The sequence below is a fragment of the Winogradskyella psychrotolerans genome (assembly GCF_018860545.1).
Taxonomy (GTDB): Bacteria; Bacteroidota; Bacteroidia; order Flavobacteriales; family Flavobacteriaceae; genus Winogradskyella; species Winogradskyella psychrotolerans_A.
In genome coordinates, this window is record NZ_JAHKPN010000042.1 from 47,465 (window position 1) to 67,108 (window position 19,644).

Annotated in this window: 12 protein-coding genes; 8 read left to right on the forward strand and 4 right to left on the reverse strand. The window is 34.8% G+C overall.

The window, feature by feature from the left end; all coding sequences use genetic code 11:
• The first annotated feature begins 174 nt into the window (after positions 1-174).
• The 5 genes from rpsF (at position 175) to KO515_RS14300 (ending at position 2,793) form a co-directional block, all read left to right on the forward strand.
• On the forward strand, positions 175-525 hold the full coding sequence (gene rpsF, locus KO515_RS14280) for a 30S ribosomal protein S6 (protein ID WP_178984070.1): 351 nt from the start codon (positions 175-177) through the stop codon (positions 523-525).
• A 2-nt stretch (positions 526-527) separates the two neighbouring features.
• Positions 528-824 (forward strand): 30S ribosomal protein S18, encoded by a 297-nt coding sequence (rpsR, locus tag KO515_RS14285; protein WP_186845850.1) that lies wholly within the window; start codon positions 528-530, stop codon positions 822-824.
• A 12-nt stretch (positions 825-836) separates the two neighbouring features.
• On the forward strand, positions 837-1,298 hold the full coding sequence (rplI, locus tag KO515_RS14290; RefSeq protein ID WP_215937017.1) for a 50S ribosomal protein L9: 462 nt from the start codon (positions 837-839) through the stop codon (positions 1,296-1,298).
• Between the two features lie 118 nt (positions 1,299-1,416).
• A complete protein-coding gene (locus tag KO515_RS14295; protein WP_215937018.1) occupies positions 1,417-2,292 on the forward strand; it encodes a glycerophosphodiester phosphodiesterase family protein in 876 nt (291 codons plus the stop codon).
• A 27-nt stretch (positions 2,293-2,319) separates the two neighbouring features.
• Positions 2,320-2,793 (forward strand): DUF6495 family protein, encoded by a 474-nt coding sequence (locus KO515_RS14300; protein WP_215937019.1) that lies wholly within the window; start codon positions 2,320-2,322, stop codon positions 2,791-2,793.
• 529 nt (positions 2,794-3,322) lie between these two features.
• Here KO515_RS14300 and KO515_RS14305 read toward each other — a convergent pair.
• Positions 3,323-4,564, reverse strand: coding sequence for an ABC transporter permease (locus tag KO515_RS14305; RefSeq protein WP_215937020.1), 1,242 nt, complete (start codon positions 4,562-4,564; stop codon positions 3,323-3,325).
• Positions 4,565-4,742: 178 nt separating this feature from the next.
• Here KO515_RS14305 and hisS point away from each other — a divergent pair, with 178 nt between their 5' ends.
• A complete protein-coding gene (gene hisS, locus KO515_RS14310; RefSeq protein ID WP_215937021.1) occupies positions 4,743-6,125 on the forward strand; it encodes a histidine--tRNA ligase in 1,383 nt (460 codons plus the stop codon).
• 58 nt (positions 6,126-6,183) lie between these two features.
• On the opposite strand, the gene KO515_RS14315 is transcribed toward hisS, so the two are convergent.
• Entirely contained in the window at positions 6,184-9,444 is a 3,261-nt protein-coding gene (locus KO515_RS14315) for a LamG-like jellyroll fold domain-containing protein (protein ID WP_215937022.1), read from the reverse strand.
• A 444-nt stretch (positions 9,445-9,888) separates the two neighbouring features.
• Between KO515_RS14315 and KO515_RS14320 the strand changes: the two genes are divergently transcribed.
• Positions 9,889-15,945 carry a PKD domain-containing protein gene (locus KO515_RS14320; RefSeq protein ID WP_215937023.1) on the forward strand — a complete coding sequence of 2,019 codons (6,057 nt, stop codon included), beginning with the start codon at positions 9,889-9,891 and terminating at the stop codon, positions 15,943-15,945.
• A gap of 7 nt (positions 15,946-15,952) precedes the next feature.
• Positions 15,953-16,954 carry a PorP/SprF family type IX secretion system membrane protein gene (locus KO515_RS14325; RefSeq protein WP_215937024.1) on the forward strand — a complete coding sequence of 334 codons (1,002 nt, stop codon included), beginning with the start codon at positions 15,953-15,955 and terminating at the stop codon, positions 16,952-16,954.
• A gap of 1 nt (position 16,955) precedes the next feature.
• On the opposite strand, the gene KO515_RS14330 is transcribed toward KO515_RS14325, so the two are convergent.
• Positions 16,956-18,191: a hypothetical protein gene (locus tag KO515_RS14330; RefSeq protein ID WP_215937025.1), complete on the reverse strand. Its 1,236-nt coding sequence runs from the start codon at positions 18,189-18,191 to the stop codon at positions 16,956-16,958.
• Positions 18,184-19,482, reverse strand: coding sequence for a DUF4270 family protein (locus KO515_RS14335; RefSeq protein ID WP_215937026.1), 1,299 nt, complete (start codon positions 19,480-19,482; stop codon positions 18,184-18,186). The genes KO515_RS14330 and KO515_RS14335 overlap by 8 nt, the downstream gene beginning before the upstream one ends.
• Between the last annotated feature and the right edge of the window lie 162 nt (positions 19,483-19,644).

The following is a 19,644-nucleotide window of genomic DNA, read 5'->3' on the forward strand; positions in this document are numbered from 1 at the left end:
CGACAATAGTACGATAAATTCGGTTAAAAAACAAATAATACCGACAAACCGTAAAAATTAACATTAATTTTTAACGATAAAATCTATTTGATTTTTACTCGATAAAACGTTGTCAAATATAGAAATAATATGTATTTTTGCAGCCGTTTTAACAATAAACAAAAATTATTTATTATGAATCATTATGAAACTGTTTTCATCTTAAATCCCGTTTTATCTGAAGATCAGATAAAGGAGACAGTAAAGAAATATGAGGATTTCCTCGTTTCTAAAGGAGCTAAGATGGTATCAAAAGAAGATTGGGGACTAAAAAAATTAGCATATCCAATCCAAAACAAAAAAAGTGGTTTTTACCATTTATTTGAGTACACTGTTGCTGGTGAAGCAATTGAGCCTTTAGAGGTAGAATTTAGACGTGATGAGCGTTTTATGCGTTACTTAACTGTGAAATTAGACAAGCATGCTATTTCATGGGCTGAGAGAAGAAGAGAAAAAATGAAAGTTAAAGCAAAAGCAAAAGCGTAATTATGTCATCAATAGAACAACAAGCAAAAGGAAAAAAAGACGGTGAGATTAGATATCTTACTCCTCTTAATATAGAGACTTCTAAAAACAAGAAGTACTGTCGTTTCAAAAAATCTGGAATCAAGTATGTAGATTATAAAGATGCAGACTGGTTATTAGGTTTTGTAAACGAACAAGGTAAATTACTTCCAAGACGTTTAACAGGAACATCTTTAAAGTATCAAAGAAAAGTATCTGTGGCTGTAAAAAGAGCTAGACATTTAGCACTTATGCCATATGTTGCTGATTTATTAAAATAAAATATCATAACAATGGAACTTATATTAAAACAAGACGTTGATAATTTAGGATTTAAAGACGATATTGTATCTGTTAAGAACGGTTATGGTAGAAACTTTTTAATTCCTCAAGGACAAGCTATTATGGCTACTTCTTCTGCTAAAAAAGTATTAGCGGAAACTTTAAAGCAAAGAGCTTACAAAGAGAAAACTATTATTGCTGATGCTGAAAAAACTGCTGAAGCTTTAAGAGGTTTAGATATTAAAATTACAGCTAAAGCTGGAACTGGTGCTACTGCTGGAGATAAATTATTTGGTTCTATTACCACTATCGATTTAGCTGCTGCATTAAAAAATGCTGGTCACGATGTTGATAAGAAATTTATTTCTATTAATGGTGGTAACATTAAGCGTTTAGGTCAGTACGAAGCTGCAATTAGATTACACAGATCAGTAACAGTTGATTTAACTTTCGATGTTATTGCTGATGCTTAATCTTAATTAAGATAACTTTTTAAAAACCGTTTAGTTTACTAAGCGGTTTTTTTGTAATGTTTTTTACCAGATTTATCAAGTTTTTAAAACTTAGATGATCTTAACCGTGGTCATATTTATGAAATATTTTTTATCTATTCTCGTATGTTGTGCTTTTATAAGTTGTAAGCAGGCTAAAGAACCAGCAAAAACCTCAGAAGTTGAAGCTTCTGAACTTATTACGCTATTTAAAGCCTCAAATTCAGGATACCCTAACATCAGCGTGCATCGTGGTGGTAAGGGATTAGTTAATTATCCCGAAAATGCTTTAGAAACCCTAAAATACGTCAACGATAGTATTGTAGCTGTGTATGAAATTGATGTCGCACAAACCAGGGACGGACAACTAGTATTATTACACGATAGCTCCATAGATAGAACCACAACAGGGAGTGGTAAAGTCGCAGATCTAACCTATAATGAATTAAAACAATTCAATTTAAAGGATGATCATGGTAACGAAACTACTTTTAAAATTCCATTGTTTTCTGATGTGTTAGACTGGAGTGTAAAGCATAATGTAATTCTTACCATAGATATTAAGAAAACGGTGAGTCAAGAAACCGTTATTAATGCTATTAGAGCTGCTAAAGCAGAAGACGTTAGTATTATTATCACTTATAATGTTGAACAAGCTATGGAGGCTTATAAATTAGCTCCAGAATTGTTATTGTCTGTTTCAGCTAGAAATAACGATGAATTTGAGCGTTTGCTGGCTGCTGGAATTCCAACAAATAGCATGTTAGCCTTTACAGGAACACGTTTGTCAGAAGCTTCGCTTTTTAAAAGATTACACGATAATAATATTGTTTGTGTTCTTGGGACTCTTGGTAACTTAGATAAAAGTGCCAAAGCTAAAGGAGATGTATTATACCGTCAATGGAAGGAAAACGGTGCCGATATCATAGCTACTGATAGACCCTTTGAAGCTTTTAAAGCTATAAATAAATTGTAAGAAGATATTTGAATAAATTTAGTATACATGAAATATACAAGATTAACAAAAGAACAATTTGAAGAATTACACCAAGAATTCATCAATTTTTTAGCCACACAATCTATTACAGGTGATGAGTGGGAAGACATTAAAAAGAACAAACCAGAAGCTGCTGAGCAAGAATTGGATGTCTTTAGTGATTTAGTGTGGTTCGGAGTTTTAAGTAAAGTAAAATACTTAGAACATATTTCTCCAAACCAAATTCATCTTTTTGAATGTAATGAAAAGAGTATGCGTTTAATTGCTATTAAAATAGATGTTCAAGAAGTCGATTTTACAACCAAAGAAGGCTTTGAATGGTTAAGAAATAATTTGTTATCTGATGCTATTGAATTTTTTAATGCGAAAAAAGAGTATTCAGATGATAAACATTTAGATATATTTAAAATGATTCAGTCTGGTGCGAATATAACCAAAGGTGAATTGTTTAAATATTTTGCAGATTTGGTGAAAGGGTAAAATATTAGAAAGGAAGATGTAAGAATTAAAACGTCTTCTTTTCATCACTTTGGGTGATTTCTGAGGTTCTAAAGAATTTTATATTAAAGCGTTAAATAAAAATCGACGAGAATTTAGAGGAGGTAATCAAAAATTGAAACGTATAAAAATGTTCAAATCTAATCTTATTCTCAATTATTTTTATTTCGCTTATTTTTTATTTTTCCCATTCTTTCTCGATCCTGTACATAAAATAGAATTCTTTTTTTGTGCTCTATTTGGTTTATTTTTAAAACTATTTGTCATAAAAGCATTTTGTTCCAATGGTTTATGTGGCTTTATTGTTTTAAAGAAGAGAACAGAAATTATAATAGTTATTAGTGCGGTCTGCGTTATACTTTTTTATATAAAAATGCACGACTATTTGATGAATACATTTGGCGCTTTAAATAGCGTTCTATACAGTATCATCTTATTGGTTGGGTATTTTATTGGGTTTAATAAGAAGTTATCTCAAAACTCTTAATAATCTTCTTTTCGGAGCACTACGTTATTCATAACGTAAAGACTCAATCGGATCTAATTTAGAAGCTTTTATGGCGGGAAATAAGCCTGAAATAATGGCTACTAAAAAAGCAATAGCTACTGCACAGAACATAGCAAACCAAGGTGTCGCGAATTCTAATTCAAATTTAGATGATACTCCCCAACCTATTAAAATTCCAAGTATTATTCCCAAAATACCACCGAATTGACCTATGATAACCGTTTCCATAAAAAATTGAAAGGCAATGGTCTTACTTTTAGCACCAAGCGCTTTTCTAACACCTATTTCACGTGTACGCTCACTTACGGAAACTAGCATAATATTCATCAACGCAATAGTAGATCCAAAAATAGTGATGATACTAATAATCCACGCTGCGATATAAAGTGCTAATGTGTTTTGAGCGGCCTGATTCAACAAATCATCACTACGCTCAATACCAAAATCATTCTTTTCAATTGGGTTGAGCCCTCTAATATTTCTAAAGGTAAGTACAGCCTCATCTTGAGCAGCCTCTAGCATCTCTGTTTTGTCCACTTTTACACTTAAATTATAATTTATATTAGCATTAGTGAAAATTGAGCGCGCTTTCTGAATGGGAATAAATACTCTTAAATCTTGATTGTTCCCGAACGTTGCTCCCTTTTCTTTGAGGACACCAATCACTTTAAACTTGGAGCCTCTTATACTTATGGTTTTTCCTATCGGATTTTCATCAGGAAATAAGGCCTTGTACAAATCACTTCCTATTACACAAACCGAATTGCTATTCTCAACATCGAAGACGTTTAAAGAACGCCCAAATTCAATATCTAAGCCTGAATTTTCAATATAATACTCGTTAGCTCCAAGTACGGCAACTTCAGGATCTGTTTTTTTACTTTCATACTTAACTTCTGCAGTGGCTGTGCCATAAAAAGACACAGCGACTTTGGTGTACGGAAAATTGTATTGATCCTCAAAATCCTTGACATTTCTATAATTAATAACCGGATTTATTTTTTGACGTTCTCTACTACTTTGACGTTGTGCTGTAAATTCATAGCGCTGAAAATTGAAAGTATTAGAACCCATCGAAGAGTAATTACTCCTAATCGTATTTTCTAAAGCTGAGACTCCACTTAAAATGCCAACCAAAGCCATAATACCAATTGCGATAATTAAAACCGTTAAGATAGTTCGGAGCAATTGACTTTTTATAGAATCGAAAGCAATTCTAATATTCTCTTTGGCTAATGAAAACATACTTTATTTATCGCGTTAGTTGGGTTGCTTAAAGCATAAGACGACTTAAGTCGTATAAAGTTACTATAAAATTGAATTATCTTAGTAAGACCTCTGAAAAATATAATATTTTTGTGATTACTATAGAGTTTAAATTAAGTTTCACTAAATAAGATTTCCACTTTCGTGGAAAGTAAACATGGCACAAAAACCAAGCATCCCAAAAGGCACAAGAGATTTTAACGCAGAGGACGTCGCAAAGCGTTCTTATATCATGGAAACGATAAAAAAACAATTCCAAATTTTTGGGTTTCAACCTATAGAAACTCCAAGTTTTGAAAATTCTGATACGTTAATGGGCAAATATGGGGATGAAGGAGATCGCTTGATTTTTAAGATTTTGAATAGTGGTGAATATTTAAAGAAAATTTCAGAAGACGATTATAATACAAAATCTGAAAGTTTAATGACACCTAAAATTTCAGAAAAAGCCCTTCGCTACGACCTCACAGTACCTTTTGCACGTTACGTTGTACAACACCAAAACGAGATAGAATTCCCATTTAAACGCTACCAAATTCAACCCGTTTGGCGAGCAGACCGCCCACAAAAAGGCCGTTTTAGAGAATTTTTTCAATGTGATGCTGACGTCGTAGGTTCTAAATCTTTGTTTCAAGAAGTAGAATTTGTACAATTGTATGATGCGGTGTTTTCAGCTTTAAAATTAGAAGGAGTAACCATTAAGATCAATAATCGTAAAATCTTATCCGGTATTGCTGAAGTGATTGGTGCACAAGATAAATTGATCGATTTTACAGTGGCTTTAGATAAGCTAGATAAAATAGGTGAGGAGAAAGTTAAAGAAGAAATGCGAAGTAAGGGTATTTCTGAAGAGGGGATTTCTAAACTTCAACCTTTATTTACCTTACAAGGAGATTTTGGAACTCAAATAGAGAGTTTAAAATCTATTTTAAGTGCATCAGAAATTGGATTAAAAGGGATTGAAGAACTCGAATTTATAAATACAGCCATTTCTGGTTTAAAATTAAAAACCGCCACATTACAGTTAGATGTGACCTTAGCGAGAGGGTTGAATTATTACACAGGAGCTATTTTTGAAGTCTCAGCACCAGAAGGTGTAAAAATGGGCTCTATTGGTGGTGGAGGTCGTTACGATGATCTTACCGGAATCTTTGGTTTAAAAGATATGAGTGGTGTTGGTATTAGCTTTGGGTTAGATCGTATTTATTTGGTGCTAGAGGAATTGGACTTATTTCCATCAACTATTGCTGAATCCACTAAAGTACTCTTCATTAATTTTGGTGAAGCGGAAGCCTTATTTAGTTTGGGAGCTGTTACGAAATTAAGACAGGCCAATGTAAAAGCAGAGTTATTTCCGGATGCGGCAGTTACAGGCAAGCAAATGAAAAAACAAATGAATTATGCGAATCGTCGTAACATTCCGTTTGTAGTAATCATGGGTGAGGAAGAATTAAAGTCTGAAGTATTTACATTGAAAAATATGGCTTTAGGTGAACAGCAAAAGTTAGATTTTAATGCACTTTTAGAAGTACTTAAATAAAGAAAGCCTCAGCTTTTATCAACTGAGACTTTCTAATCACTAACTAAAAACAATTAATCTAATCAACTAAAACTTTCTTGGTTACTACGGAACCTGTGCGTGTTTGTAATTTCACGATATAGGTTCCGGCACTTAAATGCTTTATATTATATTCTGAATAATTACGTTGTTCAATGGTATTAACATTATAAACGGATTGGCCTAACATATTAAATACAACCATTGTGTCAACCTCGAGAAGATTTGGATTGACAATCACAATTTTTTCAATAGCATTAGAATAGAGCACATTGATAGAATTTGAGATACGATCTTCAAGACTTAGTAAATCTTCTTCGGTACCGAATGTAATTTCAAAACGATCGAGATAGTCTCCTTTGATTAAGAAAATATCGTAATTACCAACTCTTAAATCATGATAGATACCTAATTCTTTATCGTGTAAATACACGTTGATATCATTAGGAACATTTTCCAGTTCATCAATCATTATGGAGTTTATACCATTCGTTTTCGTTTTGATACCTATAGGGTAGATTGAAGAGGTCTCAGCTTCATTACTAGCCTGAATGATATAAGCATCATCATTAATAAGCCAGAACATATCATCAATTTGTTCTTCATTAATCTTTCCATCATAAGCCCAGTCAACATCTAAAGACGCATTTTCATCTATGGTTAATAATAACTGACGTCTAATAGTATTGACAGAATTAAACCCAATTCTAAATTTCATTCTAATATCTTCTGATTCAGTTGCATCGGTGGTGTTCGTTGTATTAGAGCTTCGCATAAATACGGAAGCTTCGCCCTCCTTTTTGAATACACGTTGGCTATTGTTAAAATTAATAGTGCCAGTGTTTTTACCAACCACAAAGAAGCCTTGGCCAACAGGAATGTATCGTCCGGGTGCTTTGGTAGGTTCACCATCTGTCTCAGTCAATGATTGATTACTACCCTTATAAGCAGCAGCGACAGCTCCAGAATAATTGTATATGGCATAACCACCTTCGTAATCTTGTGTGGCATGAGACCCTCCGCCCCAATGATTCCAGAAATAAAGCGTACCACTTATGAGCGGTGCTGTGTTATTGTTTAAGTCAGGACCATTATCTTTAATAAATTGCAAAGCGTCAATAGCTGAAGGATATGGATTACCAACTAAATACTCACTATCGGAATACAACGGTAGATTAATATCTCCGTTATTAGGTTTTCCAGAGAATACATAATTTTGGGGGGGTGAAATAGTACCTGTTCCTGGGCCCTTCATCGTAAAACCTTCACCTGGTGAAAGCGTACCGGTGCGTCTAATATGTTGCCATGCAGAATAGGTGTTACCTGTAATATTAGTATATTTCCAGATCCAATAATCGGCAATGGTTATAGGATGCGTTGCTGCTCCGTTATAACCAGAAGACGAAAAATTTATGTCTACGGGTTCATTGGGATCTGTACCATCTTTTAATACATCTGTAATTCTAAAATTATTAGATTCTGAATTGATACGCTGAACAGGTGACGACCAATAATTATAAGTATAGGTATCAGCAGTGCCTTGTTGATCGCGTTCTATGTTTCCGTTAGTAAAAGTCTCTAAATCACTATCATACGTTTGAATTAATTGTGATTCACCATCTAAATCTATTGTTCCATTAAGCCCTAAATAATGAGTTATAGTTAATCCATTTCCTATAAATGCAGAGGATTCTCCCGTAATTTTTAATTCATTGTCATCTACGAACAGTGCAAGAATGGTTCTGTTTTGTTCCTTTTGGGCAGGCAAAAACACATTGTTCATACTTATATTGTGAGCTGTTCTAACAATATTCCAATCTATGGTTACTTCGGGGTTTACAATAGAAACAGCCCCAGGAATGTATTGCAGACTTCCAAACGTCCATGTTGCGTTGTGAGTCCATTTCCCATCATATTGAGATTTGTAAGGTAATGGAGTGGTTTCTTTATCAACGGTTAAAATATGTTGTAAATGTCCATCATTTCCATTACCAGAAGCATCTGTTGTATTTCTAAAGGTAAAATTGGTCATTGGATAATAGGCCGCTAAATCTGACCAAGAAATCGTGTTAATGTCATTTTTAGTAATAGATATTGGTAATTCCTTACCAATCACTCGTCCAGAATCATTCGTAATTTCTTGATTCATCATGAAACGCAATTGGTCTACAGTTAAAGATGTATTCCAAATACGGACTTCATCTATATGACCTTTATAGTATTGTATTGGAGAGATTGAGCCTGCAGCTGCTATATGAAAGGATTCAGCTGTTGGTGTAGGTGCTGTTTTTTCAGCAGAATGATCTAATACGCCATCAATGTAAATTGACGCGATTGAGCCATCATAAGTCACAGCGATATGATGCCATTCATTCTCAGGAATAGAAGTATAAGAGTTAAGGGATTGGCTACTGTTATTTTTCCACGTGATGTTAATCTTGTTAGAATTAGTAAGCGTTAAGTCATAACCATGCGTAAATGCGACATCTCTCTTAGAAAGAATAGAAACATTGTCAGTGTTTTCAGAGTCGTGTTTTATCCATGCAGAGACTGTAAAACCATTCGGATTTAAATCTAAGGAGTTTTGCATATCAATATAACTGTCAGAACCATTAAAATAGATAGCGCGTTCTCTAGTAATTTGAGGTGAATATCCAAAGGTTACATAAATAGGTCCATTTAAGTTGTATTCTGTTTCTAAGTTATCAGCATCATCTAAAGTCAAGATTCTAAAATCGGCATTAGCATCGAAGGTGCCTGAATCTGAAATAAACATGTAATAATTTCCAATTTCCGAAGTATTATTAATGACTTCTTTTGGAATTTTAATACGTAATGTTGGAGTTTCTTCACTCACTGGAATAAGTTTCCATATACGTTGCATGGCGGTGTATGAAACTGTGGACTGAATGTTTGAGTCGATGTCTTCACTTAGATTTAAAATAACTGGTGAAGCGTTCGTATGTATATGAGCGCCATTATTTCCCCAAAATAAGGTTGGTTGAGGTGCATTAGTATCGTTAGTATTTTGGTTATAACTGGTGTTGTTATTTACTAAACTTATGGTAAGGATGTCATCAAGACTTTGTTGATTGACACTTCTGCTAAGAGAAGATGGATGCTGATACGTATTATCTAAGTTATTTAAGAATGTACGGTTATAATTATAATGTTCTAGTTGCGACCAATTTAATTGATCACTATTAGTTGTGACATTTGGTTCTGAATCATCTAAATGCTGAGCATAGCTAGACGAGAACATTAATAATAAAAGATAATAAATCAGCGTAATTTTTTTCATCAGATTTGGGGTTGAATGAAATAATTATGGCGCTAAGATATAATAATTTTTGAATTTTTATCCATAAAACGCAAATAAATCCGATAAAGTGTATTGTCGAGAAAGTGTTTTATTGTGATTTTCTATTCGTTAGTGCTGTTTTCTCTAGCTATTACTCAAAAAAACGAACGTGAAAATGATTGTTGAAAATTTTGAAAATAGCGAAGTGAAATAAATCTTAATGACCCAAAATTTAATAATAAGTAGGTGTAATGGATTGAAAAATACCCAGTATGGTGTATTTTAATCTTAGTTGTAAAGCCTTAATTTACACGCGATTATTTTGCTAAAAGTGTTATTCATAGTAAATACGATGTTCTTGTCGAATAATATTAAAGTTTAATATTGACTTAACAAGAATTTAACTACATTGAAAACCTTTAAGTAATTAGCTATTACGTGTTTATGGGGAAAATAAAATTTAGACTACTAACAGTGGTTGGTTTGGCTTTTGGTATCATTGGGGCAGTTAATATTTCAGATATAGCTCTTTTTAATAAAAACAGATTAGAAATAACAGATGTAAAATCGGTTCGCATGGCACCTAATGCCACTATAGCAGGAACAACAACGGTTTGTCATAATGAGAGTCCACAACCAGAAATAACATTTACGGGTTCTGCAGGTTCTGCACCTTATACGTTTACGTATACAATTAATGGAGGAAGCAATCAAACAATTACAACTGGTGGTACTGATACGTCAGTTTCAATATCTGTAAATACCAATGTGATTGGTAGTTTTGTGTATGAACTCGTTTCTGTTCGCGATAGCTCTAATACCACGTCTCCAGCAAATGGAAGCGCTACGGTAACCGTTGCTGCTCCACCTACGGTTAATTTTACATTTAATGACGATACTTGTTCTGGTACTCCAGTTAATTTTTCGTCAACAGTAACAGGTAATGGTCCTTTTACTTACGATTGGGAATTTGGAGACTCTAGTAGTTCTACAAATGAAAATCCTTCGCATAGTTATGATGCCTTTGGATGTGGGTTTTCCAACTTCTCAGTAACGTTAACGGTCACTGATAGTAATGGCTGTACAAAAACTAGAACAAAACCAATAAGTATAAAACAACGACCAAATCTTAGTTTCGAAGATTTAAATGCTCAATTTCTACCATTTGATAATTGTGGTAATAATACTGTAGATCCGACTTATACCGTTGATGTTGGTAATGTATCACCTTCTGATAGTTGTGTTACATCTTATGATATAAATTGGGGAGATGGATCGTCTGAAACTAATATTACGTTTCCCATTACACATACCTATAACGTATTAGGTTCTTTTGATATGGTCATCACGGGCTACGGAACTAATGGTTGTATTACTAATGATACTTACCTTGTAAAGAATTCTAGTAATCCTGGTGGTAACGTGTCAAATCCAGGTAATACCACCAATTTATGCTTGCCGGTTGACGATTTAGGCTTTACAATTGCCGATTGGGGAGAAAATCCTCAAGACACCACTTATTTCGTCGATTATGGAGATGGTACCCAAGAAACATTTACCCAAGGAAATTTAATTGCTGCTTCTTTAGATTATGATCCTGCAAATCCTTCTGCAGCCAGTCCATTTCCTTTAAATCATATTTATACAGAATCAAGTTGTCCTAATCCTGGTTACATAATATCTTTAAATATATCCACCTCATGTGGAAATACAATATCCACAGCAGGTCCTATTACGCTATTATCATTACCTGAAGTTGATTTTGAATTTGAAACACCAGGCTGTCTCAATACCGAAATACAATTTACAAATACTACAGAAAATGGATATGGTCCAAATTGTACAGAACAAGCCAATCATGTGTGGGACTTTGGTGATGGTAATACGTCAGATTTAGAAAGTCCAACACATACATATACGTCTCCAGGAACCTATACTGTAACCTTGACTGAAGAGAATTTTTGTGGAGCTACACCACCTGTGAGTAAAACAATTTGCATCGAACCAGAATTAGTGCCTAGCTTTTCATTAAGTGATACTTCAGGTTGTATTCCTTTTGATTTGAATATTTCAAATACAACAGATCTTTCTCAGTCCTGCGGTTCTGACACCTATCTATGGGAAGTCATTTACACGTCTGAATTCTGTGGAACTTCAGAATCATATAATTTCACAGGTGGTACAGATGAAAATTCTGAAAATCCATCTATTCAATTCGATACTGCAGGAACGTATGAAATTGTAATGACGGCTACAAATTCTTGTGGAGATTTTCAAACATCTCAGTTTATTGAGGTTAAACGTCCACCAACAGTTACTTTAGATCCTATTGAGGATGCTTGTGGTTCGCTAACTTTTAATCCGGTTGCTACAGTGGAGACATGTGCACCTGCTTCAGATACTATAACGTATAGCTGGTTGTTTCCTGGGGGTTCACCTGCAACTTCAGACCAATTAGATCCAGGTACTATTAGTTATACAACAGTTGGTGATTATACGGTTACCTTTAGCATTACAAATAGTTGTGGCACTACGACTGAAACAGAAACCTTTTCTATTAATGATTCTCCGACAATCACAAATACAGATTTGGTTCAAACCATTTGTTCTGGAGCTTCAACAGCAGCAATACTCATAACATCGGATGATCCGAGTACAACTTTTAACTGGACCTCTAATAATCCAGTTGGGCTGTCTGGTTACGCTCCAAGCGGAATAGGTAGCACTATTCCTGTGCAAACGATTATTAATACGACAACGTCTCCAATTACTTTAATATATACGGTAACACCAGAAATTGATGGTTGTGAAGGATTACCATTCGATTTTGAAATCATTGTTGAGCCGGCCCCTTTAATTACTGTGCAGCCTATATCAAATGGAGTTTGCCAAAATGGTACAACGGATGATTTATCGGTGGCGTATCAAGGCACAGGAACTCCGGTTTACCAATGGTATGAAAATACGGTTAATGATACCTCATCAGGAACTGCTATTGCTGGAGCCACATCTGCAACATTTTCTCCACCAACAGATACTGTAGGCATAACTTATTACTACGTTATTATTACATTTTCTTCAGGTGGTTGTAATGAAATCATTTCTGATACTGCAGAAATTGAAGTTGCCAATGCTCCGCAAATTGATACACAGCCAATAAGTACACAATCCATTTGTATTGGAGGTAATTCGGAAGAACTTGAGGTGATTATTTCAGGCGGATCAGGTACGGCGACTTACCAATGGTTTAGTAATACTATAAATAGTAATTCTGGTGGTACCTTAATTTCAGGAGCTACCGCATCAACATATACACCGCCTGTCTTTAATACGATTGGAACTTTTTATTATTACGTAGAAGTTTCATTTGTATCTAATGGCTGTTCAATGCTAATTAGCGACGTTTCAGAAATTGAAGTTGTTGATGATCCTGAAATCACCATTGAACCTTTAGATTTTCAAAGTTTATGTCAGAATTCTGCCGTTGAGGATTTGGAAGTGGTAGTTTCTGGTGGTTTAGGTAACCTATCGTACCAATGGTATGTCAATACGGCGAATAATACCACATCGGGAACAGTAATAGCAGGAGCGACTTCAAATATATATACACCTCCAGGATCTGCAGTCGGTACCCTTTTCTATTATTGTATCATTACGCAAGATGTTTCTGGTTGTGAGGTGATTAGTGCTATTGCTGAGGTCGAAATTAGCGCAGGAGCACAGTTTAGTGCACAACCGATTTTGGATGAGCTTTGTTTAGGTGAAACCACACCAGCGTTAACGGTTGCGTATACAAATGGTACGGGAACAGCTACATATCAATGGTATCAAAATATAGATGATAATACTTTAACAGGTACTGCTATTCCTGGTGCAACGACTAACACGTATAATCCAAATGTAGATACTGTCGGTTCTATGCATTATTATGCTATAATTACATTTAGTTCAGGAGGTTGTACCGAAATTATATCTGAAACAGCCGAAATTATAGTGAACGAAACACCGCTTATTGCTAATTCAGAAGTCTTAATTTGTAGTGGAAATACATTTGTGTTTTTACCAGATACAAGTGATACGGTGCCTTTAAATACAGTATATACTTGGACAACTCCTGTCGTTAGTCCAATCGGAAGTATTACCGGTGCTACTGAACAGTTAACTCCTATCGCAACGGTATCTCAATTTTTAGAAAATACAACGACTACTCCTGCAACAGTAACCTATACGGTGACTCCCGTTTCAGGAAATTGTCCTGGTTTACCATTTGAAGTTGAGGTGATAGTTAATCCTTCTATTTCCGTCATGTCTACCGAGACTCATAATTTATGTTATCAAGTGAATACTGGTTCTATAGAAATTGTAATTGTTGGTGGTATTCCTTTCTCAACAGGAAGTGATTATAATATCACTTGGACAGGGCCAAATGGATTTTCGAGTACAGATCAAGATATCTTTAATTTGGAAGCTGGCGATTATACTTTGGATATTGAAGATGATGGAGGTTGTCCTTATTCGGAAATTATAACCATAACGGAACCAGATGAACTCGTATTTAGCGCTATTGATTTTGATGTAGAAACCATTTCATGTTTTGGTGCCAATGATGGAGAGATTGGAATTGATGTCTCAGGAGGAACTCCGCCATATGTTTATACTTGGACTTTAAATGGATCGCCATTTTCAACAGACGAAGATGTGTCCAATATTGGACCAGGAGATTATAATATTTCAGTAACCGATGCGAATTCGTGTGGTCCGATTGAGTATGATTTTACATTTGAAGAACCAGCAGAATTAGAAGTGACTTTAGATGCTAAAACGGATGTGTTATGTTACGGAGATGCCACAGGAATAATTGCTGTGAATGTTATAGGTGGGCGAACCGATTATAATTATGTATGGTCTGGTCCTAATGGGTTTTCTAGCACCAATCAGAATATTGATACGTTAATCGCAGGGACTTATAATCTTACGGTTACAGATCGTTCAGGTTGTATTGATACTCTAGAGGTAGAGATTCTTGAAAATGATCAAATAGAAATCGATCTTACAGTGACACAAATGGTCTGTTATGGAGACAATGACGGCTCTATAGTTATTAATTCAATTTCTGGAGGTGTAGCACCGTATACCATAGCTTGGAGTAATTTAGGTACAGGAAATAGTCAGACAAATTTATCTGGTGGTACATATACTATTACCATAACTGATGCGGAAAATTGTGAGCGTCAATTCCCAGTAGTTATAGATGAACCTCCTGTTTTTCTGATTGATCCCGTAGTGACACAAATGACTTGTGCAGGTGAAAATGATGGCAGCATCACCTTAAATTTTGTAGGTGGTGTTGATCCCGTAAACCTTGTTTGGGATGATGATGCTACAGCCGGAACAGAACGAAATAATTTAGCTCCAGGTATGTATACTGTAACTATTACAGATGGTGTGCCTTGTGAGATTCAAGAAAGTTTTACCATATTCGATATTTTACCATTAGAGTTATCTGCAACCCTTACCAATGCTTTGGATTGTGAGGATCCTAATAGTGGAGCGATTAACTTACTTATTCAAGGTGGAACTCCACCATTTGACGTGCTTTGGTCTAATGGGGAAGTTACAGAAGATTTAAGTGCTATTCCTCCAAATACTTATGTCGCTGCAGTTACAGATGCCAATGGCTGTACGATAGAAGGGAGTTGGGAGGTGACTAGATTTGAACCTTTAGTGTTACATGTTGAAGAAGAGGTGGATGTAAATTGTGACACCAAAACGATAAATCAAACGTTTATTGCCATGGCAAGTGGAGGAGTGCCACCATTTCAATATAATTGGTCTAGTGGAACGGTTAGTGGTGTTAATAATGAGTTCATGACCACGGACGCAAATGGCTTAGTTATTTTAGAAGTTACCGATAGTTTTGGATGTTCAATTAATTACACATTTAACGTTGAGCTTACCACTTTGGGAGATGCTGATTTTGATACCACATCTTATGGATATTTAAATTATGGCATTTACGCCATTCAAGATCCTATTGAATTTATAAACGAAGCCACAGGACATTACGAAACCATACTGTGGGATTTTGGAGATGGTAGTTTTTCGGGTGAAGAAAATCCAATACATACGTATTTCACTCCTGGTAGTTATGAGGTAAAACAAACGGTAACGTATCCGTATGGTTGTGTATATGAAAAATCAATAACGCTTAGTATTGAGGAAGGTTATAAACTCATAATGCCAGATGCATTTACACCAAATGGTGATGGTGTTAATGATTTCTTTGGACCTGTTTTTATAGGATTAAATAGTTTAGAAATGAATGTGTACGATACATGGGGAAGTCTTATCTATAATGAAACCGGAGATGCGATTAGAGGATGGGATGGTAAAGTAAAGGACGAAGAAGCCGAAAACGGAAATTACTACTACACATTTACAGCCAAGACATTTTATGGCAACGAAATTAAGAAACAAGGAGCTTTTGTATTTATCAGATAAAACCGAAATGACATTGAAAAGATTTATAATTATAATAGTGGTTTTAATTGGTTTAAGAGTTCATGCTCAGGACCCGATTTTTACGCAGTCAAACTATATTCAAGAAACCATGAATCCTGGATTCTCAGGTTTTGAGGATAGTGATAGACTTGCAGCCGGAGTAGTAACCAGAACCCAGTGGCCAAATTTAGACTTAAGAGTAGATACGCAATATGCTTATCTCAATAAATCGTTTGATTATGGACCAAGTTTAGGTTTTGGAGTGGGAGTAAATTTTCTAAGACAGCACGAAGCATTTAGCGATTACAATTATTATCAATTGAATGTCAATTATGCCCATCGCGTAAACTTAGATGGAGGTTGGTATTTTAGACCGGCTTTAGAGGTTGGTTTAGGGTTTAAAGACGTTGGGTTTAATAACCTCACGTTGGCAGATCAAATAAATATTAACTCAGGAATTGTAAGTCCTGTATCCGTAGACCCGTTGAGTAATACTGTAGATAATGTGTTTTTTGGAGATATTTCTGCAGGAGTTGTTTTTGAGAAACAGGAGTTTAATGGTATAACTTATTGGTTTGGTGCTTCAGCCAAACATCTTAATCGTCCAAATATTTCGTTTGTTGATGGAGATGAATTGCCCTTGGATATTTTCTATGCCTTACACGGGAATTTCAGATTTCCTTTTATGAACGATTATAGTATTATGATGACTACTAATTATATGCAACAAGGAGAATATAATCGCTTAGATGTTGGTTCTTTACTGATGGTGAATCAATTCTTAATAGGTGTTACTGCGACGACTAATCCTGCTAAGAATGATTCTAACAGTCATCTACTCACTTCAGTGAATGCTTTTTTTGGTTTAGAATATACTGAGTTTCGATTCGGTTTATCTTATGACATGAACACCTCCAAAATAGGACGTACCAATGGCGTCTACGAGTTGTCCGTAACGTATTTATCAGGTTGTAGACGTTGTAAAACCGACCGCAGTAGAAAACGTTAATTTAATTAAACTTACGTTTTTGAAACCATAAATCAGATAGTGAAATATTTATATTTAAGGTATTTACATATTCCTCTATTAGAATGCTCTCTGTGGTTCCTTTTTTACCTAAAGTATATGAAATGTTTAGAAGAGAGCGTTTGCCAATCGGTAAACCAATTCCGAAGGATGCTGAATAAGTATCAATGTTGGTATCTTCAACTTTTAGATAACCTGAATTATAATTAAGTCCCATTCTGAAATCTACGCGTTTCCAGTATTTATAACTTGTTCGGTCAACAGCAAAAGACGCTCCGAGTCCAAAAATATCTTGATCAACATAGTCACCGATAGCATCGGACTGATTCGTAGCAGACCAGAACTTTTTAGTGTAATCAGCAGTTAGGAGCAGATTTTTAAAAGAGGTGCTATATCCAAATCCAAGTTTTAATGGTAGGTAAAAATTATCTATTGACTCTCCCTCAGTTTCTTCCAAAGTTGAATAGGCAGAATTTGAATATTTACCAACATATACGTCCTTTGTTCCTTTTAATACGGTAGGAAAGTCTAAAGTGAATCCAAAATTATGTTTGTCTTTTAAAGAATACTGTGCTCCTAACCCCAATTGTGCTCCGTTATAATAATTATTTTCAATTATTTCTAAATAACTATTCGATGTTACAATAGACTCACTTTCTTCAATGTTACCAAATAAGTAAGAGGCTTTTACACCAACATTTAAATTGTTAAAAAATGTTCGCGCGTAGTCTAATCGCAATTCACTTATACCACCAGTACCTCCAATGTTAGTTGTAAATTGTTCATCACTTCCTTCAATATTGTTTTCGATACCAATTAATGAATAGCCTACATTTGTCGATGGTTTTAATGTTAAGCCAATACCGTAGTCGTCATTATGGTTAAATGCGATGGATATATTGGTGAAGTTGTAATTAGATCTTTGCTCATTAGCATCACCACCTGTAAGATTGGTAAGTTCGGCAGAACCACCAAAGTCAAAAGTGACTTCATTTTTCTTTAAGGTCGCAAAGGCCGCGGGATTGTAGAGGTTAATTCCGTAGTTGGCATCTAAGGAAATACCTGTATTACCAAGTCCACTATTTCTACCTGTTCCTGAATTACTTTCTACTCCCAAGCCAAAAAGTGAATACGGAGAGCCTGTGAGGTTACTAGATTGTGAGTGGCTATATAATCCAAACAGTAATGCAAAAAATATTAAAGATTGAGATTTATTCATATACTGCATATGTTATAACTAGTTTGGTGTTAAAGTTAGACCGCTGACTGTCATTAAAAATAATTTTATTAACGGTAGAATTATAATCCGTTGGAATCATAATAAGGGCATCTTCCGTTATAGGACTCTCATTTAATTTTAGATCTATAAAATCTATTACAGGTACCGTAAAGGCAACTTGATTAAATTCCGAATCTTCATTTGTTGTTGTTGCTGTAACCACATCTACACTATTACTAATTTGACTCGCTAAATCATTGTTTTGATCTATAGTATAAAGTAATAGGGTTTCGCTTAAGGGTTGAATATCTGAATGTGATAGCGTGTTAGGTTCTATATATAGTGTGGCATCTAATATGGTGCCTTCACTACCTATATTGTACAAATCTTTAATTGTAGGGAATTCAATTCTAGTTACATAACCCGTACCAGCTTGGTTGTAGCTTATATTGCCACTTTCTGTGGAGGTGAGGTTAAATTCTTGATCAGTAATGTCTTCTAAAGGTAAGCCTGTGACATCACTTTCTATATGATTATAATAGGTGTTTATAGTCATGTCGTAAGTGTATTCGTCGGTTTCTAATTCATCAGGAATAGTATAATAGAAGCGAAGGTAAGAGGAGTCACTATCTGTAGAAAAACCAATAATTGAACCGTCATCCGCATTACTTGGCATAATAGTAAAGCCTTTAAGCATTTGATACAAAGACTCTTGATCTGTAATAATATTTTCTCGTATGTCATTAAAGAGTTCTTCGCCAAAACTGTACGGTAAGGTTATAAAAAGTGAATCTTTACTTGGAGAGGGATAATAGGATTTAGTAAGTAAAGGGGTTTCTTCATAAGATGTCTCTGTTGTATTATAAAAATACGTGTCATCAGTAGTCATCTTATCTGTAAGCTTATGAATATTTAATGTAGCCACTTGGGTAGTGTCATTGTAATAATAAGTGTCATAGCCAAGAACTAAACCTACACTGTCTAAAACAGCATCATTATCTAGATAATAGGCGGATGGACTAAGTTGAACATTAGTAGACGTAGTTATGAGTCCCATATCGTCATCATTGTATTGTCCTATGAGGAGTCTACCACTAGTTGAGGTCGTAATAGAGTCGAATTTCATGGTAGATAATCGTACCTCAAATGTGTCTATAGATAGAACTCTAATGTTTGTGCCAGTGAAGTCTTCACCAGCAACTAAGCTTTCGCTATCAGCATCTGCAGAACAGGATATAATTACCATTAAAATAGTAATCGCTGTAAATAATTTTAGAAATGATTTCAACATTTGTATTATAGAATTTGTACAAATCAACTACCCAATTGATGTAATAAAAAGTGAAATATACCTACAGTGCAAATTTATCTACAGAAAGGCTGATTTATACTATAAAGGTTTATACTTAGTTTTATAGATTAAAAATTGGTGTTTGTCTATAAAAAAAGTGTC

Excerpts from the sequence above, each read along its gene's own strand:
- rplI (WP_215937017.1), top strand. The coding sequence starts at position 837 with ATGGAACTTATATTAAAACAAGACGTTGATAATTTAGGATTTAAAGAC.
- KO515_RS14330 (WP_215937025.1), bottom strand. The coding sequence starts at position 18,191 with ATGAATAAATCTCAATCTTTAATATTTTTTGCATTACTGTTTGGATTA.
- KO515_RS14295 (WP_215937018.1), top strand. The coding sequence starts at position 1,417 with ATGAAATATTTTTTATCTATTCTCGTATGTTGTGCTTTTATAAGTTGT.
- rpsR (WP_186845850.1), top strand. The coding sequence starts at position 528 with ATGTCATCAATAGAACAACAAGCAAAAGGAAAAAAAGACGGTGAGATT.
- rpsF (WP_178984070.1), top strand. The coding sequence starts at position 175 with ATGAATCATTATGAAACTGTTTTCATCTTAAATCCCGTTTTATCTGAA.
- KO515_RS14325 (WP_215937024.1), top strand. The coding sequence starts at position 15,953 with ATGACATTGAAAAGATTTATAATTATAATAGTGGTTTTAATTGGTTTA.
- KO515_RS14335 (WP_215937026.1), bottom strand. The coding sequence starts at position 19,482 with ATGTTGAAATCATTTCTAAAATTATTTACAGCGATTACTATTTTAATG.
- KO515_RS14305 (WP_215937020.1), bottom strand. The coding sequence starts at position 4,564 with ATGTTTTCATTAGCCAAAGAGAATATTAGAATTGCTTTCGATTCTATA.
- KO515_RS14300 (WP_215937019.1), top strand. The coding sequence starts at position 2,320 with ATGAAATATACAAGATTAACAAAAGAACAATTTGAAGAATTACACCAA.
- KO515_RS14320 (WP_215937023.1), top strand. The coding sequence starts at position 9,889 with ATGGGGAAAATAAAATTTAGACTACTAACAGTGGTTGGTTTGGCTTTT.
- KO515_RS14315 (WP_215937022.1), bottom strand. The coding sequence starts at position 9,444 with ATGAAAAAAATTACGCTGATTTATTATCTTTTATTATTAATGTTCTCG.
- hisS (WP_215937021.1), top strand. The coding sequence starts at position 4,743 with ATGGCACAAAAACCAAGCATCCCAAAAGGCACAAGAGATTTTAACGCA.